12 protein-coding genes are annotated in these 22,180 nt (G+C 53.0%); 5 read left to right on the forward strand and 7 right to left on the reverse strand.

What is annotated here, in order from left to right; genetic code table 11:
- Positions 1-46: 46 nt before the first annotated feature.
- Complete coding sequence (hisD, locus tag BMW93_RS26550; RefSeq protein WP_090383564.1) at positions 47-1,339, forward strand: histidinol dehydrogenase; 1,293 nt, start codon at positions 47-49, stop codon at positions 1,337-1,339.
- Here the strand turns inward: hisD and BMW93_RS26555 are convergent.
- From BMW93_RS26555 to BMW93_RS26585, 7 genes are all read right to left on the reverse strand, one after another.
- A complete protein-coding gene (locus BMW93_RS26555) occupies positions 1,323-3,290 on the reverse strand; it encodes a glycoside hydrolase family 127 protein (RefSeq protein WP_090383567.1) in 1,968 nt (655 codons plus the stop codon). The genes hisD and BMW93_RS26555 overlap by 17 nt on opposite strands.
- Positions 3,291-3,317: 27 nt before the next feature.
- Positions 3,318-5,324: a beta-L-arabinofuranosidase domain-containing protein gene (locus BMW93_RS26560; protein WP_090383569.1), complete on the reverse strand. Its 2,007-nt coding sequence runs from the start codon at positions 5,322-5,324 to the stop codon at positions 3,318-3,320.
- Positions 5,325-5,434: 110 nt separating this feature from the next.
- Positions 5,435-6,538, reverse strand: a complete 1,104-nt coding sequence (locus tag BMW93_RS26565; protein WP_090383571.1) for a glycosylase — start codon at positions 6,536-6,538, stop codon at positions 5,435-5,437.
- A 3-nt stretch (positions 6,539-6,541) separates the two neighbouring features.
- Positions 6,542-8,155 carry a RagB/SusD family nutrient uptake outer membrane protein gene (locus tag BMW93_RS26570; protein WP_090383572.1) on the reverse strand — a complete coding sequence of 538 codons (1,614 nt, stop codon included), beginning with the start codon at positions 8,153-8,155 and terminating at the stop codon, positions 6,542-6,544.
- 32 nt (positions 8,156-8,187) lie between these two features.
- A complete protein-coding gene (locus BMW93_RS26575; RefSeq protein WP_090383576.1) occupies positions 8,188-11,562 on the reverse strand; it encodes a TonB-dependent receptor in 3,375 nt (1,124 codons plus the stop codon).
- 20 nt (positions 11,563-11,582) lie between these two features.
- Positions 11,583-12,641, reverse strand: coding sequence for a FecR family protein (locus BMW93_RS26580; protein ID WP_090383577.1), 1,059 nt, complete (start codon positions 12,639-12,641; stop codon positions 11,583-11,585).
- Positions 12,642-12,686: 45 nt separating this feature from the next.
- Positions 12,687-13,364 carry an RNA polymerase sigma-70 factor gene (locus tag BMW93_RS26585; RefSeq protein WP_229240846.1) on the reverse strand — a complete coding sequence of 226 codons (678 nt, stop codon included), beginning with the start codon at positions 13,362-13,364 and terminating at the stop codon, positions 12,687-12,689.
- A 318-nt stretch (positions 13,365-13,682) separates the two neighbouring features.
- Between BMW93_RS26585 and BMW93_RS26595 the strand changes: the two genes are divergently transcribed.
- The 4 genes from BMW93_RS26595 to BMW93_RS26610 all read left to right on the forward strand — a co-directional run bounded on the left by BMW93_RS26595 (position 13,683) and on the right by BMW93_RS26610 (position 22,180).
- A complete protein-coding gene (locus tag BMW93_RS26595) occupies positions 13,683-16,091 on the forward strand; it encodes an ABC transporter permease (protein ID WP_090383582.1) in 2,409 nt (802 codons plus the stop codon).
- Positions 16,092-16,163: 72 nt separating this feature from the next.
- Complete coding sequence (locus tag BMW93_RS36090; RefSeq protein WP_090383584.1) at positions 16,164-17,354, forward strand: S8 family serine peptidase; 1,191 nt, start codon at positions 16,164-16,166, stop codon at positions 17,352-17,354.
- A 41-nt stretch (positions 17,355-17,395) separates the two neighbouring features.
- Positions 17,396-21,571 (forward strand): S8/S53 family peptidase, encoded by a 4,176-nt coding sequence (locus BMW93_RS36095; protein WP_090383586.1) that lies wholly within the window; start codon positions 17,396-17,398, stop codon positions 21,569-21,571.
- A gap of 147 nt (positions 21,572-21,718) precedes the next feature.
- Positions 21,719-22,180, forward strand: coding sequence for a MarR family winged helix-turn-helix transcriptional regulator (locus BMW93_RS26610; RefSeq protein ID WP_090383589.1), 462 nt, complete (start codon positions 21,719-21,721; stop codon positions 22,178-22,180).

Here is a 22,180-nt window from a genome sequence, read left to right on the forward strand (position 1 = left end):
GCGTAACTGTATTTTTGAAATACCAAAAATTAACAGTCCCAAACCCATGGCAACAATTATTAAACCGGGAAAAAGCGCCGCCGAACAACACGAGGCCGACGAAAAAGTGAGCGCGGTCGTGAGCGAAGTCATTAAAGACATTGAAAAAAACGGCGACGCGGCTGTCCGGAAGTATTCGGAACAATTCGATCGATGGTCACCGGAATCGTTCCGGTTATCCGAAGATCAGATCCGCGAGATCATCGCCGGCGTGCCGCAGCAGGTGATCGACGACATTGCCTTTGCGCAGCAGCAGATCCGCTTTTTTGCGCAGAAACAGCGTGAATCGATCCGTGACATCGAGGTGGAAACGCTTCCGGGCGTGATACTGGGGCATAAGAACATTCCGGTGAACAGTGCGGGCTGCTACATTCCCGGCGGCCGGTACCCGATGGTGGCATCGGCGCATATGAGCATCCTCACGGCCAAAGTGGCCGGTGTAAAGCGGGTGATCGGCTGCACGCCGCCCATTAAGGGCCAAATGCCGGCGGCGACCATTGCTGCCATGCATATGGCCGGGGCGGATGAAATTTACCTTCTGGGAGGAATGCAAGCGATGGTGGCTATGGCTTTGGGTACCGAAACCATTGACGCCGTGGATAAGATCGTCGGGCCGGGGAATGCTTATGTGGCGGAGGCGAAACGGCAGCTGTATGGCCGAGTAGGGATCGACTTGTTCGCAGGGCCTACCGAAATACTGGTGATCGCCGACGAAACGGCAGACGCCGAAATGGTAGCCTGCGACCTGCTGGGACAAGCCGAACACGGGCCTACCTCACCCGGTGCGCTGATCACCACTTCCGAAAAGCTGGCCTACGAAACCCTGGCCGAAATAGACCGGCAGCTGGAAACATTGCCCACTGCCGACATTGCAAGCGTGGCCTGGCGCGACAATGGCTCGATTATCCTCGTCGCAGACGAACAGGAAGCCCTCGCGGAGGCGGACAGGCTCGCGTACGAGCACGTGGAGGTGCTCACGCGCGACCCCCACTATTTCCTCGAAAACATGACCAACTACGGCGCACTTTTCCTCGGCCCGGAAACGAATGTGGCGTACGGCGACAAGGTGATCGGTACCAACCATACGCTACCGACCCACGGAGCGGCGCGGTATACCGGCGGCTTGTGGGTCGGTAAATTTTTGAAAAATTGTACGTATCAGCGCTGTACGGCCGAAGCGAGCGTCGTGATCGGTGAATATGGCATGCGGCTTTGTGAAATCGAAGGATTTATGGGTCACAAAGAGCAGGCCGCATTACGCGTGAGGCGCTACAAAAATGCGGCTATTCCGCAATCCTGATATTTTTCATCTTCACGGGCAGCCAAACCTGCATCGGGCCGCGGCCGCGGTTGGCCCAGGTGTAATACGGAATCGCGGTCACAGTTTGCGGTTCCGGTTTTACATTCAGGCCGTCGGACGTGGGTTTTACTACTTGCAGGTTCGCCTGGATGGCGACGACCGGTTCGTTCAGGATCTGGCTGATTTTGGTATTGAATGACGGGTTTTCCGGCACGATCAGGTTCCATACTTCGCCTGCATTGTCGGCGCCTTCCACGCAATACACAAGTGGCCCCCGTTGCAGTGCAATGCGATCGGCATCGGCCTTCACCTCGTTGCGGGCCCTGATTTGCCGCACGTCCATCGGCAATTTTACTTCGATCTCGTCGCCATTCTGCCAGGTACGGTCAATCACCGCGTAGCCTTTCTCCGTTTGATAATTGACAGCCTTGCCATTCAGCAGTATTTCGACTTTGGTATTTCCAGCCGCTGCGAAGTTGTACAATCCTCCGGGAACGGCTGTTTCAGCCGCCCAGCCGGGTATTCGGATGTTCAATGCATATTTTACTTTCTGTGCGGGCGACACTTTGATCTTCACATTACCATCCCAGGGATAATTGGTATCCATTTGCAGTGGTACAGGGGTTTTACCCATTTGGAAACTGGTATTGCTCCCCACAAAAAGGTTTACCCAAATCTTACCCTCCGATTTGCCATAAATATAATCCCCGACGGACGCCACCAGCCGCGCAATGTTGGAAGGGCAGCAAGCCGTCCCGAACCAGGCGCTACGGGCATTGTTACCGACCGACGAAAGCGGGTTTCCGTAAAAAAATGTGTCTCCGGCGAGGCTCAGACCGTCCAAAGCGCCATTGTACAGGCTGCGTTCGAGGACGTCGATATACTTGGCGTCGCCGGTGAGCGCATTCATGCGTTGGTTCCAGAACACCATGCCCACCGAGGCACAGGTTTCGCTGTACGCCTGGCCGTTGGGAAGGTCGTAGTCGTCGGTGAAGCCTTCGTTATGGCCGGAGGAGCCTATTCCACCGGTCAGGTACATATTTCGGTAAACGACGTCTTCCCAAACGGCGGTCATGGCATTCATGTATCCGGGGTCCTGCGTGACGGACGCCACGTCGGCCGCGCCCGTGTACTGGTACATCGCGCGTACCGCGTGGCCGGTGATTTCCTTCTGCTGCTTCACGGGCACATCGTCCTGGCAGTATTTCGGATCTTTCCATTCGTCCCAGATCTTGCCCTTGCCGTAGCCATGGCCGCGCTGGTCGAGGAACCAGTCGGCCAGTTTCAGGTAGCGGTCTTCTTTGGTGAGGTGGTACATTTTCATCAGCGCCAGTTCGATTTCCTGGTGGCCCGATACCCACGGCCGGTTCGCGACGCGGAATGTCGAATCGATATGGTCGGCGAAGCGAATGGCTACGTCGAGCAGCTTGCGCTTGCCGGTGGTGTTGTAATAGGCCACCGCAGCTTCAAACAAATGCCCCGCACAGTAATCTTCGTGCTTTTCCATGTCGGTCCAGCGCTGTTTGAGGTCGGTTAATGTGTAGTAGGTATTCAAATAACCGTCGGGAAGTTGGGCGGCGGCGATTTTATCGATCCATTCGTCGGCTTTCCGTTCCAATGCGGCATCGGGGCGGTTTTTGAGCGAGTAGGCGATGGCTTCGATGGCTTTGTACACGTCGCTGTCGTCGTAGTAAATGCCTTCGTGCTTTTCGCCTTGCTTGCGGGCTACCTTTTCAAAGTTGCGAATGCGGCCCGATTTTTCCTCCGTCTGGATGATACACGCATTCAAAGTAGCCGTGGCGACTTTTTCCTGCTTGGGTTTCCAGAACTGGTCGGTGATGTTCACTTCCGAAAACCGCACGGGCCGGATGCGCTGCTGGGCGTGCGCGGGGAGCGTCTGCATGCACCATACGAGCGCGGCGCTTGCGTATATTTTAGGGATTAAATGCATTTCAAGGTTTGTTTTAAATCAAAAATCCTACTTCTTCTTGTGGATAACCGGAAACTGTGAAATCCGGAGATTGGTACAGCCGTACGGGATCAGCACAATGTCTTCTTCCTTATCCTCGGTTTCGAGTTGATACGTCATACTGTACGGAACCGGCCCGGCCATTTCGTTGTACAATCCCCACGACGGGATGCGGCGCGCTTTGGTTTTGATCTGCAACGGGGCATTCTCGGGGTTCCAGGGATAGTTCGAAACCGGTTTCGCGGCTTCCCATTTGTATTGCTCTTCCAGCTTGCTGTCCGGTGTGAGAATCAATCCATAATTCCAGGGCGTGGTCGGCCTCACCTCCGTATAGTTTGTACCGTAATCGATCGGGTCTTTATCATTTTTGACCAGTTTGGACGTTTCCCCCACTTTCAAAGCATAGGTAAGCGGTCCGCGCTCAACGGAAATAGAGTTTTCAACCCACGTATTTTTGAAAATATGCATGGGCAGCGTCAGTTCCACTACGTCGTCTTTTTCCCACTCGCGGATCAGTTTGACTACCTGGTTGCCGTCCGGTTCGAGCCAGAGCTTGCCGTTTACTTTAATACCAGCCTTTTTGCACCACGCGGGAATCCGCATATGGAACGGAAACACCGCTTTGGCAGAAGGATTTACCGTGAATTTAATGGTTTCTTCAAAAGGGTAGGAGGTTTCTTCTTTCACAGCTACATTCACGCCGCCGGGCAGCTTGATGGTCGCCTCGCTGGCCGAATAGGTTAAGGCCGCAATGCCTTTGTCGGCCGTTGCGTACCAGAGATTTTGTACAAATTTCGGCCAGCCCTGGTGCATGTTGGAAGTACAGCACGGGTAACCGGTGAGCAGGCCCATACATACGTCGGTGCCACCGTGGTTCACGTCGAAATTGCGTTGGTGGCGGGTCATCATCACCTGGTTGGCCTGCTGGAAATACTGGCGGCTCATGAAATCGTCGGAATGCTGCGTCGGCAATGCGTTAAATGCCACTTTTTCGAGCATATCGGCATAGTCCACGTCGCCGGTGATTTCGAGAATGCTTTCTAGCGAGAACATCATTTCCACGGCGGAGCAAAGTTCGGAACCTTGCGTCGGATCGTTTCCGTGCAATGCTTCGTCGCCACCGTACAGCCCGTGCGCCATGCCGTTGAACTTACGGATGTCGGCGAAACCCTTTTTAGTGGCATCGAGGTACATCCGTTCAGGGTGGTGCTGGTAGTAGATTACCGGCGCTTTGATCCCCTGCGCGAGGTTGACGCAGTGAATGCTGCCGCGCGTCGAAAGCAGGTCGGTACCCAGGAATGCACGCGTATAATCGAAGGTTTGCTGGTGGATGAGATTGCCGAGGTCGAGCAGGAACTTGTCGCCGGTGATGTTGTAGAGCCAATATACCACCGCGAGGTTGTCTGCGCCGCGGTACCTGGCCCAGAATGTCCAGTTATCGAGGGGTTTGGAAGGCAGTTCTTTGAGTTGGTATTTGAAATAATTGGTCATCAGCGTGATCACGCGCTGGTCGCTTGTGGCCGAGTAATATTGCTTTAATATTTTGAGCATCACCATTTTTGGCCACCAGTCCCGACTGTTGTCACGCTGCACGCCTGGTTCGTGGCCGTAATCTTTGGACGGGCCGAAATAGCCGTCGGGTTGCTGGCTGGCAATGGCCCATTCTACCCAGGGCTTGGTTTTGGCAATCAGCTCTTTATCATCGAGAATGTAGGCGAGTGGGAGCAGGCCGTCGATCCAGTAGGGGCCGCGTTCCCATTGGTCGCCGTCGCCGCCGAGCCAGCCGTTGCGTTTGCCCATCACCAGCGGGTAAAGTTCGTCGAGCTTGCCAGTGGAGCCGTTTTTCTGGCGTACGAGCATTTCTCTGAGCCATCCCTGGGGTTTGATGGCGCCTAAGGGTAGTTCGCTGTATGGATTGCTTCTTAGCGGGGCTTTGGCTGCGGTGTAGGTAGCTTCCTTTTGGGCGGTGGCCGGTAGGGAAGCTGTTAGCAAAAGGGAGAACAGGAGTTTTTTCATTTACGGTTTTAGTTGAGGATGCCACGAAGGCACGAATGGTACACGAATTGTCAGGCTTGTTGAATCAAGAAACCGGCGGTCCATGGTCAGCGGTCCATGGTCAGGTTTTGTCATGGGTTGTCCTTGTTGCTTAAATCTTTGGAAGTGGCCAGGGCGATTACACGGCCATTTTCGCCTACTGCGTTGTAAAAATGGTATACCACGCCGTTCCATTGGATGACCCAGGGCTTGTGGGCGTAGATTTTGTCGTAGGGCTCGGTGGAGGAAATGAGGTCGGGGCCGGTCCAGTCGGTCCAGTTTTGGAGGTCGTAGGAGCAGGCGAAGCGCTCGAATGCGCCCGGTTTCCAGAATGCCCCGAAATAGAACATCACATACACATCACCGATTTTGGCGATCTGCGCGTCGCCGCAAATACCGGTGTTGCGGGTGATCAACGGCTTGTCGCCGACGCGTTTCCAGTGTTCCATATCGTCGGAAACAGCCATGGCAATGCTTTCAAAACCATTCCCCTTGCCGTCGCCTTTCTCACCTTTGGCATTGTAATACATCACAAACGGATGGCCGGTTTTGCGGGCTTTGTCGCTTATTACCAGGCTTTTATAAATGGTTTTATCGTCGTACCAGCGCGCATCTTTATCAATAGCCGAAAGTACGGGCCGCGGAAGCCGGGTTACTTCTTGAGGTTTGGTCAAATCAATGCTGGTGGCAATGCCGATGCCTAAGCGGCCTGCTTCGTAGCCCTTTTCGGAGCCGCCGAGGTAGGAGAGCCAATCCTTATTTTTATACTTTTCGACTTCGTAACCGCCTCCCCACTCGGTATCGACCAATGCCACATAACCAGCTTTCTGCGTAGCGTCCCAGGTGTTTTCGGTGAACGACATGATCTTGCCCAGATGCGTCCATTGCAGCAGGTTATCGCTTTTGGAAAGCCAGGTTTCGTATCCTTTTCCATCGAAAATAATGTAAGTCATGTACCACACGCCGCCTTTCCGGAACACCGTCGGGCTGTCGACCATCCGGCCACTGTCGGGCTGGGGGATGACAATGCCGTATTTGTAAGGGGTTTTTACTTCTTCAAAAATTTGCTGCATTACCTGTTGCGGCACTTTGGTCCGGCCGCCGGACGCGCTGCCGACCGACTGGGCAAACGCTTCGCCGGCTAAACCAAAGCCCGCAGCAAAAAACAATACACATCCAATCAGCACTCGCTTCATATATCAGTTGTAATCCGGATTCTGTTTCAGTTTCGGGTTTGAATTAATGGCGATCTGCGGGATCGGGAACACGGCCCTGAATGCACCGGTGGGCTTGTGCGACAGCCAGCTTTTGGTCGTATAAACCCCGAAGCGGATCATATCGCGGCGGCGGAAGCCTTCCCACGCAAATTCCCAGCCCAGCTCGTCGAGCATCCTGCCATATTGCACCGCGGCCGCATTGCCGGGGTCCACTACTTTGTAATTTTCGACGTAACCATATTGGTAACTGCTCCCTTTTTGAAGATCGGCGCCGGTTACCGTGGCTTTGGCGGGTTTGGCCGCGAATGCACGCGTACGTACCAGCGACACCACAGTGGCGGCATCGTTGGCCTTGCCGGTACGCAGGAGGCATTCGGCTTTCATCATGAGCACCTGCGCGTAGCGGAACACGGGAAAATCGTTGCCTAGGCTTCCCTGCGCCTGGGTTTTTACTTCAAATTTATTCATCCGGTAACCCTCGGCCTCGCCGGTGTACAGGCCGTCGGGGAGTTCGTTGTTGAGCACCACATTCTTCCCGGCCTGGTCGTAGGAGCCTTTCAATGGGGTGACGCCGTCGGCCGCGAACTGCGGGCCGATCATCCAGGTCGATTTCAGGCGCTGGTCGTCGGCGTCGTAGGTATTGATAAACTGCGGCACGCCTTTCGCCGAGCCCGCACCCCAGGGAGTTGCCAGCATATTGACCTTGTTTTTCAGCGAAGCATGCCACGAAAACATATGCGCGCTGAACCCGCCGGCCAGGTTTTCTTCGAAAGGGATTGCAAACACGATCTCGGGCGAATTTTGGTTTTCGGTAACAAAAGGCGCGGAGAGGCCGGTTTCTAACTGGTATTTGCCCGAAGCTATCACGTCATTGCATTGCGTAAGGCATTCTTCCCACCTTGCCTCGCCCGCATAAATGCCAGCGTTAAGGTAAACGTTGGCCAGGAGTGTTTTGGCGGCCCATTTGTTGAACCGGGCGTAGAGCAGTGTGTTCTTTTCTTCGCTCAGGTTCGGGATCGATTCGGTCAATTCCTTCACGATGAACTGGTATATTTCCTTCCGGCCGGTTTTTTCTAGCAACTCTTCGGAGCGGTCGGTGATCAGCGGCGCGTCGCCGAAGTTGTCGCAGATCATCCAGTAGAAAAATGCCCTTACCGCCCGCATTTCGGAGATCAGCGCCTCTTTGGTAACACCGGCGGGTATGGTGATTTTATTGTTCTGTAACTGATCTATCAAACGGTTTGCATTGATTACCCCGGTATAGAATGTATTCCACATGCTGCTGATCTGCGGGTTTTCGGAATTCCAAGTGTGCAGGTGCATACGCTTGTAAATGCCGCCGTCGTCCCAGCCCGAAGCATTGGCGGGCATCACAATACCGTCGGCGGTGGATTCCTGCGCCATGTACCAGTGCGTGTGCGAAATGAGCGGCCGCATGGTCGCGTAGCCGATGCTCATTGCCTGGTACGCATTGGAATAATTATAGGTATCCTCGGTCACCTCGGAGTAAATTTTCTCGGTCAGGTCGTTGTTGCAGCCGCTCGCAGCCATGGTGAGCAAAAGCGCTGTGCCGATATACGATTTCAATGGTTTCATGGGAGATAGTCTTTTGGGTATTGAACTAAAAACTAGAATGTGAGAGACACGCCGGCAGTGAAGCTGGTGGTAGCAGGGTAGCGGTTCTTATCGTCGATGCCCGGGAACAGCCCGCTGATGCCCACTTCCGGATCGATGCCCTTGTAGCCCGTAATGGTGTACAGGTTCGCCACCGCCAGGTAAACCCGCGTGTGCCGGAGGTATTTGTTTTTCAACCGGAGATTATAGCCGACGGTAATGTTGTCGATCTTCCAGTAGTTGCCGTTTTCGATGTAGTAGCTTACGTAATTCAGCGACTGGTCGTCGGCCAGCGGACGTTTGCCGTAGATCGGGTCGTAGGCGTTCGAGCGCAGGTTCCCGCGGGTGAGCATGACGGGCGCACTCCAGAACATTTCGGTCATGTTCAAAATCTGGAAACCGAATGCGCCGCGCATGGTAATGTTCAGGTCGAAGTTTTTGTAGGTCAATGTGTTGTTCCAGTTCAGATAGCGTTTCGGCAAGCCGTTGCCGATGATCTGCTTGTCGTCGGCCTGCTGCTGGGCAATGGGTTTGGGCTCGCCGTTTTTGCCTTCGATGATCCAGTGGCCGGTTTCGTCGATGTCGATCGTTTTGAAACCCCAGAAATTGCCGATAGGCTGGCCTACCTGTATGCGGTGCGTGGTTTGCTGGATAGGCTCACCGGTGTTGCCGGTGTCAAAATAGCCGCTGGCTAATGCAAACTTGTCGTTCGATAATGTAAGGATTTTGTTTGCATTGGTCGAGAAATTGACGGAAGTGCTCCACCTGAATGCTGCGGTTTGCAGCGGGATCGCATTCACCTGGATTTCTATCCCTTTGTTTTCCATGGAAGCCGCATTGGCGGTGATGGTATTGTACAGATAGGGCGGGGTAGGCACCGGAAACTCGGCGATCAGATCGCGGGTCGTGCGGCGGTAGAGGTCGATGGAGCCGGAGAGGCGTTCATTCAGGAAGCCGTAGTCGATCCCCACGTTCACCTCTTCCTTGCGCTCCCAGCGGAGGTCCGGGTTAGGGTTGTTCGCCGGGTTGATCGCCTGCACCCATTGGCCGTTGATGAGTACATTGGTATTGAAATTGATTTTATTTAAAGAAAGATAAGACTTCCCTGGTTCTGTGCCTGTTACGCCGTAACCTGCCCGGAGTTTAAGATTTGAAACGGTGTTGGAATTTTCCAGAAAAGCTTCCCTTTTTAAATTCCAGCCCACGGAAAACGCCGGGAAGCTTCCCCATTTGTGATTGGCGCCAAAGCGTGAGGAGCCTTCATGGCGGATACTTGCCATGAGCAGGTATTTATTCATAAAACTGTAATTCACCCGGAAAAAGTAGCTGATCAGCTTGTTTTCAGACTGCTCCGACAACTCCGGCGCCTGTCCGCGACGTAATGCGAGCCCCGCGTTGATGTTGTTGTAGGAAAAATTATCGGTCGGGAAATCCCAGTTCTGCATCCAGTAGAGTTCGTTGTTGTACTTCCGCCAGGTATGACCTGCGAGGATCACGAAGTTGTGGTCGTGAATGGACTTGTTGTAATTGGCGGTGAATTCGAACAGGTCGTCCTGCGTGCGGGTGGTGCCGCGCGAGGCAAAGCCATTCCGGCCGTTGCGGCTGGTGGAATAATGGTTTTTCGTTTCGTAATAACCTCGCGTGCTGTTGAACATGTCGCGCGCGAACAACGCCTTGATTTCCAGTCCTTCCACCGGCGCGAGCGAGATGGTACCGTACGTGCGGAGGTTGTTGTTGCGGTTCAACCCGTTGGATTCCTCGATCAGCGCTACGGGGTTCATGTAATCGGTTTTGTCGGTGCGCTCCGTCCATTTGCCGTTTTCGTCCCTCAATGGCTCCGTGGGGTTGAATGTGAGCGCATTGCGATACACGAGGCCGGAATAGGGACCGCCGTCGATGGAAAAATACTTCTGCTGGTAACCGCTCAGGTTCGCATTGATTTTCAATAGTCCGTTGAACATCGAATGATTCACTTCGATGCGCGGGAAAATGGTCGTATTATCCGATTTTTTCATAATCCCGTTGAGCCGGCGGTATTCCATGCTGACGATGTAGTTGGTCGTGCGCGAACCGCCGCGGAGGCTGATATTATGCACCTGCGACAATGGTTTCTGGGTTACCTGGCTCAGCCAGTCGGTGCTGTGGCCGTAATCGATGGCGCCGGGCTTGCCCTGGGCGGCCAGTGCGCGGTACTGGTTCACGTCCATGAAATCCAGTTTGCGGGTGAGTCTTTGGGTAGTAAAATACGAATTCACTTCCAGGGTCGCCGGCGTTTCGCCTTTCACTTTCCGCGTCGTGATGAGGATAACGCCGTTGGTACCCCGCGTGCCGTAAATGGCCGCGGCGGAGCCGTCTTTCAGGACGTCGATGGATTCGATATCCTCCGGCGCGACGGTGTTCAGGCCGCCGGGCACGCCGTCGATGAGCACGAGGGGGTCCGAACTGGCGTTGATGGTTGCATTACCCCGCAATGTGATCTGCGCCGTAGCGGTAGGGTCGCCGCTGGGTGTGATGACGCTCAGCCCGGCCACTTTTCCGCGAATCAGCTGGGCGGCGTCCTGTACCGGGCCTTTCACGAAATCCTCGGATTTTACGCTAACAATGGCGCTGGTGATCTGCTCGCGTTTTTGGGTTCCATAACCCACCACTACCACTTCTTCGAGGCTTTTCAGGTCGGGTGCGAGGGTAATGTCGATGGTGGAGCGGCTGCCGACGGCGACTTCCTGGTTTTGGTAGCCCACGTAGGAAAATACCAGCGTTACGTCCGCTTTGGGATCGTCGTTCACGGCGATGCTGTATTTGCCATCCACGCCGGTGGTGCTTCCGCGCGTGCTGCCTTTGATGAGCACGCTCACACCCGGCAGCAGCTCGCCGCCGTCGCCTTTCACAATGCCGGATATGGTCCTGTCTACTGTTTTTCGGGCCATTTCCAGCATGGAAGTATTGTTCTGGATCGACATGGTGTAGGTTTGCTGCGTGGCGGGTGTTTCTTCCGGTGCGATCGGTTCAATCTGCTGGGCGCCCGGTTTGGTTTCTTCTGCGGTGGTCAGAATGAGGTAGGTCTGTTTGCTAACCTTCTTGTAGCGCAACCCCGACGGCAGGATATTGTTGAGCTTCGTCTCGATCGTCTGGCCCGCCTGTACCTGCGCCGGTGCCACGAAAAGGCCTTCCAGCAGTTTTTCTTCAAAAAGGATATCGACTTTATATTGTTTTTTAACCTGCATTAAAGCATCCCGCAACGCGATCCGGCTGCCGGGGATGATGGTGGGTACCGCATTGCTTTTGGATGGGCGGTTCTGGGCCATGAGCTGGGCTTTAATCGGGGCGCCATCCAACAGGCATCCCACCATTAAGGTTACCAGAACTTTAACGTGTAATAGTTTCGTCATGATTATGGATGATTAAGGAATTACAAATGATTTGCGTCCAGCACGAACGTTTCGCCCCCGTCGTCGCCCGGGGGCGTGTGTGTAACGCGGGCATTCAGGACATCGGAAAGGACTTTCAGCACATTGGCGGGGTCGCTGGCATTGAATGTGCCGCCTATCGTGCGGCGGGCAAGCGTGGAGTCCGCCACGACCACATTCACACCGAAATGCTCGCTGATCTGGTAGGCGATCTCCGAAACCGGCGTGTTTTCAAACATAAACAACCGCTGTTTCCAGGCCTGGTGCGCGGAGAGTCTCTCGCTGTGTTTCAGGGTCAGTGTGCCCTGCGTCGACATGGTGGCCACATCGCCGGGTTTCATCAGCATTGGTCTGGGATTCAGCTCGTTGAGTGAGCGCAATTGCACGCTTCCCTGGCTGAGTACCACTTTCGAGCCGCGTTCGCGGCTGTACACGATGAATTCGGTTCCTAATACCTTCACTTCCAGCTTGTCGGGCGTACGCACGATGAACTTGCTGTGATCCACCGTGTGTTTCACGGCAAATTCGGCTTCACCTTTCAGTTTCACCTCCCTCGTGCCGCCCCCGAAACCAAAGCGGGGAATGCTGAGGACGGAATTGGCATTGAGCGTTACCCGGCTGCTGTCGGGCAACACCACCGTGCGGACCTCGCCGTAGCCGGTTTCATATTGTTTGTAAAACCAGTAGTCGGAGAGCAGCCAGGCGCCCATGACCAATGCCACAGAAGCCGCGGCGGTCCATTTGAATACCCAAAGCCGTCCGCGCCCCGCGCCCCGGTGCATCCGGGAGGCGTGGCCGGCAGTTGGCGTATCGGACGCCGAAGGGTCGGTTGCCTGGAAATCCGCGTCAGTTTGAACGGTATGCAGTGAACGTTGGTAACCTTGTTCCACATCCGGTGTGAACTGCGGGTTTTCGATTTCCCATTCATCCAGCCATTGAAAATACAGCTCGCGGTTGGCAGGGTTTTCCAGCCATTCCTGTATCAGAATGTTCTGCATCTGCGTGGTTTTCCCTTCGAAGAAGTTCTGGATGACCTGTTTGGAGAGAAGTGATTTCTTCATACTTCGTTGAATTCAGGATGACATATATCCGGCAGCGTTATGCCGTCAGACGAATAGGAGTAAAATCTGGATCAGTGAGAGCAGCCCGTGGTCCTGTAATGCTTTCCGCAGGATCGACAGTCCCTTCGTAATGTGCCCCTCTACGGTTTTGACCGAAATCCCCAATTCTTCGGCGATTGCGATATTGCGCTTGCCTTCAAACCGGCTCATCAGGAACACCTTCTGGTTTTGCGGCGATAACGACCGGATCACCTGCTCGATTTTCAGGACCAGCTCCTGGAATTGCAGCTCCTGCTGGGGCGAACTTGCAGGAGTTGCCACCGGCAGGTCGCCCAATTCTTCGGTGAACGTTTCTTTTCCGAAGTTTTTACGCATATGATGAAACGCCGCATGCCGCACCGTCGTGAACAGGTAGGAGCGGTACGAGGTAGTGACCGCCGTGTGCAGCTGCTTGGACCAGAACTGGCTGAACACCTCCACGACAATATCCTCGGCCATGTCACGTGCATATACGAAGCGCACGGCATGGCTGCACAGCTGCTTGTAATACCGTTTGAAAAGCAGTTCATATCCCCGCGCAGGATCGGTTGCGAATGCCTGTTTGATAAACAATTCCGAATCGACAAAGTCTGCCGGCAGTTTCCTGACATCCCCGAAACCGGGTGCCGCGCCCTGAGGCTCGCTCGTACCAGGCTTATTTTCTGCAGAATACTTCTGGTTCATACAAATTAGGTGAGTAGGTTATTGATAAGAGTATTTTACACCCGCGCTACCCTCGGTGGTTTTGTGAAATTTTTATTTTTTTTGTCACTTTTTAGGAGCGGCAGGGGTTTTTGGCCGCTGACCGCCAGCAGTCCGCAAGCGCACGCCCGGTGTTCGCAAATGGACAGGATTTCGTTCCAAAAGCCCCAATCGGTGTCGAAATCGCTCTTCTGTACATCAGGTCTACTTTTTTGGTTAACCAACAACACCTGACTATTCCTGAGCTCACCTGACTATTTCCTGACAACCTCTTGATCACGTCTAACCTGTACGGACCCCATGCTACGCAATTACCTGAAAATCGCGCTTCGCCAGTTGGCCAGAAACCGGGCATATTCATTTATCAACATCGGCGGGCTCGCTGCGGGTATGGCGGTGGCCATGCTGATCGGGCTGTGGGTTTACGACGAGCTGTCGTTTAATACCTATCATGAAAATTACGGGCGCATTGCGCAGGTACGCTCGCGCGAGTTCGGTGAGCACGGGGTCGGGATTAATTCGTCCGTGCAATATCCGCTGATGACGGAGCTTAAAACCCATTACAAGGAGTATTTCAAACACATTGTGAGCGCTTCCTGGGATGTTGATTATGTATTGTCGGCAGGAGAAAGCAAGATTTCGCGCTCGGGACTGTTCATGGACCCCGAGGCGCCGGAAATGCTCACGTTACGCATGGTGTACGGTACGCGGGCGGGCCTGCGCGACCCGCATTCTGTCATGCTTTCGAAATCGACCGCGCTGGCATTGTTCGGGAACGTCGATCCGGTGAACCGGGCCGTGAAAATCAGTAACAAGCTGGATGTGAAGGTGACGGGCGTGTATGAAGATTTGCCCCAGAATGCCCAGTTCAACCAGGTGCGGTTCCTGGCGCCATTCGCGCTATGGGAGCTCGATAATCCGTGGATCAGGGAGCGGGCGATGACGGACTGGCAGAATCATTTCATGAAAATTTACGTCGAGCTTCGTCCCGACGTCGATCCGGAGCAGCTCGCCGGGGATATCAAGAATGCCGAAATGAAAAACCTGGCGGCGTTTCCGGAAGTTGCGAAAAACAAACCGGAGGTATTCCTGTTGCCGATGCGAGACTGGCATCTGCATAATTTCAAACGCGGCCAGCCCGATAAAGGCCCGCTGCAAATGGTGTGGCTGATCAGCATTATCGGCACATTTGTGCTGCTTCTGGCCTGCATTAATTTTATGAACCTTTCCACCGCACACTCGGAAAAACGGGCGAAGGAGGTAGGAATCCGCAAGTCGATGGGTTCGATGCGAAAGCAGCTGGTGAACCAGTTTTTCAGTGAATCGTTTTTGGTGGTGATCATGGCATTCCTGTTGTCGCTTTGGGCCGTTTCGCTCGCATTACCGTGGTTTAATGAACTGGCAGCGAAGCAAATGTCGATCCCGTGGACGAATGGCGGGTTCTGGGCCGCGAGCCTGGGATTTATCGCGCTCACAGGTACGCTCGCGGGAGGTTATCCGGCATTGTATCTGTCGTCGTTTCAGCCGGTGAAAGTATTGAAAGGCACATTCCGGGCCGGACGTTTCGCCTCGGTTCCCCGGAAAGTGCTTGTCGTTCTGCAATTTACCGTATCGGTAACATTGGTGATCGGTACCATTATCGTATTCCGGCAGATCCAGTTTGCCAAAAACCGGCCTGCGGGCTACACGCGGGAGGGACTGCTGATGGTCGAAATGAAGTCGGGGGATTTTTACGGCAAACACGAATTGCTCAAAAACGAACTCCGGCGCACCGGCGCGGTAACCGACATCGCCGAATCCATGGGAAAAGTAACGGAAGTATGGTCCGGCAACGGCGGGTTCGAATGGCGTGGTAAAAGCCCGGCAGCCGATGAAAGCTTCGGCACGCTGATGGTCAGTTCCGAATATGGGCGGACGGTAGGCTGGCAATTTGTGCAAGGCCGGGACTTTTCCGAGACGCTGACATCCGATTCGTCGGGAATGGTCGTAAATGAGGCGGCGGTGAAGTATATGGGGCTCAAAGACCCGGTGGGCGAGGAGGTAACCTGGAAATTCCAGGAACAGCCGGTCATGCATTACCGTATCCTGGGCGTGATCAAAGACGTAATCATGGAATCGCCCTACGAGCCTACTTACCCGACGGTGTTTATGATTAAAGCGCACGGAGGCCCCAACTGGATGCATATCCGCATTAACCCTAACATGAGCGTGAGCGAAGCGCTGCCCCGCATCGAGGCCGTATTCAAGAAACTGATCCCGCTCGCGCCTTTCGAATACAAATTCGCGGATGAGGATTATGCATTGAAATTCGCCGCCGAAGAGCGCGTCGGGAAGCTGGCCTACTTCTTCGCGGTGCTGGCCATCCTGATTTCCTGTCTGGGACTTTTCGGCCTGTCGTCCTTCATCGCCGAGCAGCGCACGCGCGAGATCGGCGTCAGGAAAGTGCTCGGCGCGTCGGTGTTCAACGTCTGGAAGCTGTTGTCGAACGAGTTTATCCTGCTCGTAACAATCGCCTTCGCATTGGCCACACCGGTAGCTTATTATTTACTGGGACATTGGCTGGAAAAATACACCTACCGCATTGAGCCGTCCTGGTGGATCTTCGCCGCGACGGGCTTTGGTGCGATGGCTATTACGCTGTGTACCATCAGTTTCCAGAGCATTAAAGCCGCGTTGGTCAACCCGGTGGTATCATTGAGGGCAGAATAACGCGATGTAACGAGGAGTCGACAAAAAGATTTTCTAGATTTGAAGATTAGTATTCGAATCTCCTCTCTCCGTATGCGTTTGTTCAAATTCTGCTGTTGGCATCTGCCAATTGTCCTGCTTTGGTTTAGCAACACCCTTTTCGCACAGGGGAATAAGGATTTTAAACTGTATTTAAAAAACGGGACGATCGATCCTCCGGCCAATTTGTCGGGTAAGGCGGGCCGTGCGGGGCTTCGGGCAAATGCATCGCCTGAAATCGGGAGGCTGGTGATCATTCAGTTCTACGGCATACCCGGCGAACAAGTGGTGAGCCGGTTGAGAAATGCCGGGATAGAGCTGCTCGAATACATTCCCGAGAACGCGTATACGGCCGTATTGCACGGAGAGCCGGATGTTGCATTATTAAATTCTTTGAATGCCAGGTCGGTGATCGAATTAGAGCCCGGTCAGAAGATCCATCCGGTTTTAACAGGACCCAATCTTCCGGCACATGTCACGAAGATGCCCGGAAAGCTGGATGTACGCATCAGCTATCCGCGTTCGGTTGCATTGGCGGATGTTCGGAAAGAGCTTCAAAGTATTCATTTTCAAATCGTTTCGGATTCCCTCAGTCAGTACGAAATGCTCGATGTACGGTTGGGAAAGGATAGCCTGGAATACCTGGCTGCATTGCCATGGCTGCAATATATCGAGCCGGTAGCTGCGCCCGGTGAACCTTTAAACGATAAGAGCACTGCTAGTACCCGGGCAAATATGCTGGCGGCAGGATTGCCTTCCGGGGTTAAGCTGGATGGTGAAGGAGTGGTGATTGGTATTGGGGATTTTAGTGATCCTAATATTCACGCGGATATCAACCGCCGAGTCGTAAGCAATACCGTATCCGGGAATTATTGGCACGGCGTCCATGTAACCGGCACAGCGGCCGGTGCCGGTATTGTGAATGAAAAGTATAAGGGGTATGCACCCAAGGCATCGATCGTCACACGGTATTCAAGCAGTATTTTAGATCAGGCTGAAGAACTGTTTCGCGATTTCGGGATGGTAGTGGCCAATCACTCATATGGCTCTCCCTCAACAGGTGGTTCTTGTCCAGGTTTCGGCGAATATTCCAGCTATTCCAGTCTTCTCGACAAGCAGGAAAATGAGCTACCCTACCTGCTGCATGTTTTTGCGGCGGGAAATAGCGGAGGGCTCCTGCCTGTAATGGGGTTCCGGCAGGATTTGGCAATGTCCTGGGCGATTATGTTTCCGCGAAAAATATAATTAGCGTCGGAGAGACGGCCGTCACGCAAATAATCGCGCTAATGTCTAGCAAGGGCCCTGTAAAAGACGGCAGGATTAAGCCCGATATCGTTGCGCAGGGAACTTCCGTTTTTTCCACTATGCCCGGCGATATGTACGACGATGCGTCGGGAACCAGTATGGCCGCGCCGGCTGTGACGGGTGGGGCGGCATTGCTTTACCAACGATACCGGCAACTGCATAATCAGCAAAATCCAAGGAATGGCCTGATAAAAGCATTGCTTTGCAACGGGGCATCCGACAAGGGCCTGGCCGGTCCAGATTTCAGCTATGGTTTTGGGTTGATGAACCTGTTTCGGTCTGTAACCATGATCGATAAGGGGCATTATTGGAATGGGACGCTAGCCCACCAGGCAACGAGTGAATTTCAGTTCACCGTTCCTCCGGGTACTGCGCTGGTGAAGACAATACTCTATTGGAATGATCTGCCGGCTTCTCCACTGGCGGGGCGATCGCTGGTGAATAACCTCGATCTGGAAGCATCGCGGCCGAACGGAACCAAATTACTACCCCTCATACCCAATGCTTCAACTCCGACGATTCCAGCTGTTGCCGGCGTGGATTCTGTCAACAATGTCGAGCAGATTGTCATAGAAAATCCGGATGCCGGTACCTACACATTGAGGGTGAAAGGTACAAAAATTCCATCGGGCCCGCAGGAATTTTTTCTCGTTTACGATATTATCGAAAAATCGACGAAGCTTGCTTATCCGATTGGTAATGAACATTTTACAAAGGGGGGTGCCGTTTATATTTCCTGGGATAGCTACGGAAATCCTGCGAGTACATTTGCGGTGGCCTACTCGCTGAATAATGGGGGTACCTGGACGATGATTGATGCAGCCGTGCCGGCCGGAAGCAATCAACTTAGCTGGACTGTGCCCGACGCAACTACGGCAACGGCTAAAATAAGACTGATCCAGAACGAAACAGGCCTTGTCACGGAAAGCGGGACATTCTCGATCATGCCGGTTCCGGTGATTTCCCTTGCAGCGGTACAATGTCCGGGTTATGTGGCTGTGCAGTGGACGCCTGTAAGCGGCGCGTCCGACTATGAGGTGATGCGATTGCAGGGAACAGAAATGAAGTCTGTGGCAACTACATCCGCATTGAAATATACGTTCAGTGATTTGTCGCGTGATTCCTTACAATATATTTCGGTTCGCCCGAGGATCAACGGCGTTCCGGGGAGAAGGGCTGTTGCGGTTCGCAGAAAACCCGATAACGGTACCTGTGCGGGCGCAATTTCAGATAATGACATCGCGATAGACTCGATCATTTCACCGGTCAAATCCGGGAGAGCATTGACAACGACCAGCCTGTCCGATCCTCAGCAGGTCATAATAGGTGTCCGGAACCTTGATGATCAACCTATTACCCGCTCGTTTGAGGTCGGCTATTCGATCGGTGGGGCGGGTTCCGCAATTCACTGGGAAACTATCTCTTCGGGTATGTCGGCGGGGGAGTATTTGCAATACACTTTCAACAAAACTGCCGACTTTCAAGCCGTGGGCACTTATCCGGTGAGCTTTTTCGTAAAACTGGAAGGCGACCTTGTTACGACTAACAACACCAGGACAACCATCATCAAACAGCTCGCCAACCCTCCGCTGGTATTGCCTTACACGGAAGATTTTGAGTTTGTCACGGATCAGACCGTACATATCGGTACCAGTGGTCTGGCCAACGCGGATAAATACGATTTTACGTCACAGGATAACTATGGCAGGTTGAGGACCTATGTAAAGCCAGGCCTCTCATATTCCGGAGTGAAGGCGCTTACGATAGATACGGATAGCCTCCGGACAAATATGCCCGCGTACATGACCGAAGCACGTGGCACTTATAATCTCGCCGGATATGACATTCGGAAAGATGAAATCCAGCTTTCTTTCCGGTTTCGCCGGGGCGGTGATACCTGGGCACGTGCAGAGGAAGGTGTTTTTATACGCGGAAACGATACTGACCCGTGGATCTTTGCCTTCGACTATAACAGCGCTGAGAATGCCGTTACCGACAGGGGCTTTGTACGCGCAACCATAGGTGTAAGCGATTTGCTGAAACGTAATTCCCAGAGTTTGACTGCAACCGTCCAGGTTATGTGGCGGCAGAGAGTGATTAGACAGGCTTCGGCAGGTGGCTACACGATTGACGACATACAAATAGTCGCCGTGCAGAACGATGCGGAGGTGTCGCGGATAGTTCCACCGGCACTCTCCATATGCAGCAGCGGTCCTCACGAGTTTGGTGTAGTGGTAAAAAATAATGGACCCGATGATTTTATTCAGCTTCTCTTGCAAATGACTGTCGATGGCAACGAAGTGTATCGAGGCAATGTCCCGGTCGTCAAAGCAGGTAGGGACACCCTTTACACGTTCACTTTCGAGTCAGATTTATTTTCAGCAGGCGACCATGTCGTTAAAGCAATGATCAGCAGGGATTACGACTTCAACAGAGAGAATGACTCGGCCCGCCTCTTGATAAATATTCCCCCTCCGGTACAGACACTTCCTTATCTGGAAAATTTCGAGAATGGCCAGGGAGGGTGGTTTACCGTAGGGGCCAATTCGGCCTGGCAGTTTGGGCATCCTGCTTCCACCAAGGTCAAAAGCGCTGCCAGTGGTCGGAACGCCTGGAAAACGAATCTCACCGGACCATATCGGAATGAGGGAATCTCTTACCTATATTCTCCCTGCTTTGATCTGCAAACTTTTGGCCGATGGCCGATGATCAGTTTCAGCATCTCCATGGACATGGAGCCATGCAATGAAAATTCTTGTGACCTGATCTTTTTAGAATATAGCACGGGAGATGTTTGGTACAGGGTCAATGGAGATGAAAATAGCATTAACTGGTACAATACGCCTGATGGTGCGCAGTTGGCCTGGAATGCGCAGGACTACACACGGTGGCATGTGGCTACTGACCAGGCATTTTATGGCGGCGGTAAGATACGTTTCAGATTCGGATTTCGAGCCGGGTCCTCGGGCACCCGGGAAGGTGTCGCGATCGACGATTTTCACGTCTACTATTCCGACTTCTACGATAGTATCGCTAAAACCGATCCGCCGAACGATTCACTTACGATCAATCAGGTCTATGGAGATTGGTGGACTTATTTTCGGAGCCTGGAAGGGGTATATATGTCGCTCAATCCCAAAAATCAAGTCTTGGAAGGAGCTGTCCTAAAGTCATTTATCATGGAGGACAAGATTCCTTCCACAAATAGTCAATTCTATCTGCCAAGAAGTTATACTGTCGCCACAGGAGAAATGAGTTATCCGGAACCCGTCGGCGTACGTATTTATTTCACCGACAAAGAGGTAGAGAGCATGCTTGCAGCCCCGGACAAAACGGGTGTCTCAAAGCCAGGCTCGGCGTATGATTTAACGGTGAGCCAATACTCGGGAGTCAATGAAGACGGGAGTTTACTTAACAATGCCACTTCTAAATGGACTTATTATCCAAAGTCGGCCATCAAAATAGTGCCTTACCGGAACGGCTACTACGTTGAATTCCAAACTAAAAGCTTCTCCGAATTCTGGCTGGCGAAAGACTTCCTGGGACTCGGCAATCCTATGCCCGTCACCCTAGCCAATTTCTCCGCCAAACCCCGGGTGGACGTAGAAAACAAAAAATCCGTGCTCCTCGAATGGCAAACAGCGGAAGAGAAGGATTTCAGCCATTTCGAAATCGAGGTGGCCAGGGATAAGGAAAGCCTGTTGAAAAAAATGTTCTTAAAAATCGGCGAGGTGCCCGGCAAGGGAGGTACTTCCGGGTCATCGGCCTATTCATTCACGGACTATTTCCCTTTGACGACCGGCCCAGGCTATTATCGTTTGAAAATGATCGACCGCGCGACGGACGGTAGCGACGCCGGTTTCGAATATTCTACCATTCGTTCGGTTAGTTTCGACGGTGAAGCGGAATGGAAGGTGTTCCCGAACCCGGCAAAGGAAAAAATCTTCGTCGAATTTGGTGGGAAGGCCGGTAACGTGGTGAAGTTTAGTATTTCGGATGTGGCCGGAAGGGTCGTTTTTACGGATCACGTGCTGGCCGACGGAACGGTTCAGAAAAAGGAGATTAACCTTTCGTCAACAGACATTGCCCCGGGAATCTATCTGCTCAAAATGGCTTCGGAAGGTCACGAAAAGGTATTTAAAATTATACGGAAGTAAGGTTTTACATCAAAAAATAAACCATAATCCCTGCCAGCTGGTCCTGGCGGGGATTTTTTGTTTCGCTGAATAAAAAGCACCAAAGGCTTGACATTCCATTTAAATAAAATATCTTTGTCACTAAGATATTTAGAAACAAAGATAAATATGGACCAGGAAACGCTCGACCGCTTGCGGAAACTCAGCCAGCAGTATGCATTCGACTCTATCCAGATGCACGAAGCCATCGGGCGGCAGGCCGGGCTTTCGGGTACTGATCACAAGTATCTGGGATTCATTATCCAGAAGGGACAAATGACTGCCGGGGAGCTTTCTGCGCTCACCGGCCTTACTACCGGCGCCGTTACGGGCCTGATCGACCGGTTTGAACAGAAAGATTTTGTCAAACGGCGGTTTGGCGAGGGCGACAGACGGAAGGTCATCGTAGAGCCGAATACTGAAAAAGTCATGGCCGTTTTTGAACCGCTTTATAAGGAGTTCAGGGCCCAATCGGAGCAGGTAATGGCCTCTTTTTCGGAGACGGAACTTGCAGTAATCGAAAGCTATTTTTTGAAGGCGATTGAAGTAATGAATGAAACAACTAGCAAACTCAATCCTAAAAATTCGTAA

The sequence above is a fragment of the Dyadobacter sp. SG02 genome, assembly GCF_900109045.1.
Lineage (GTDB): Bacteria > Bacteroidota > Bacteroidia > Cytophagales > Spirosomataceae > Dyadobacter.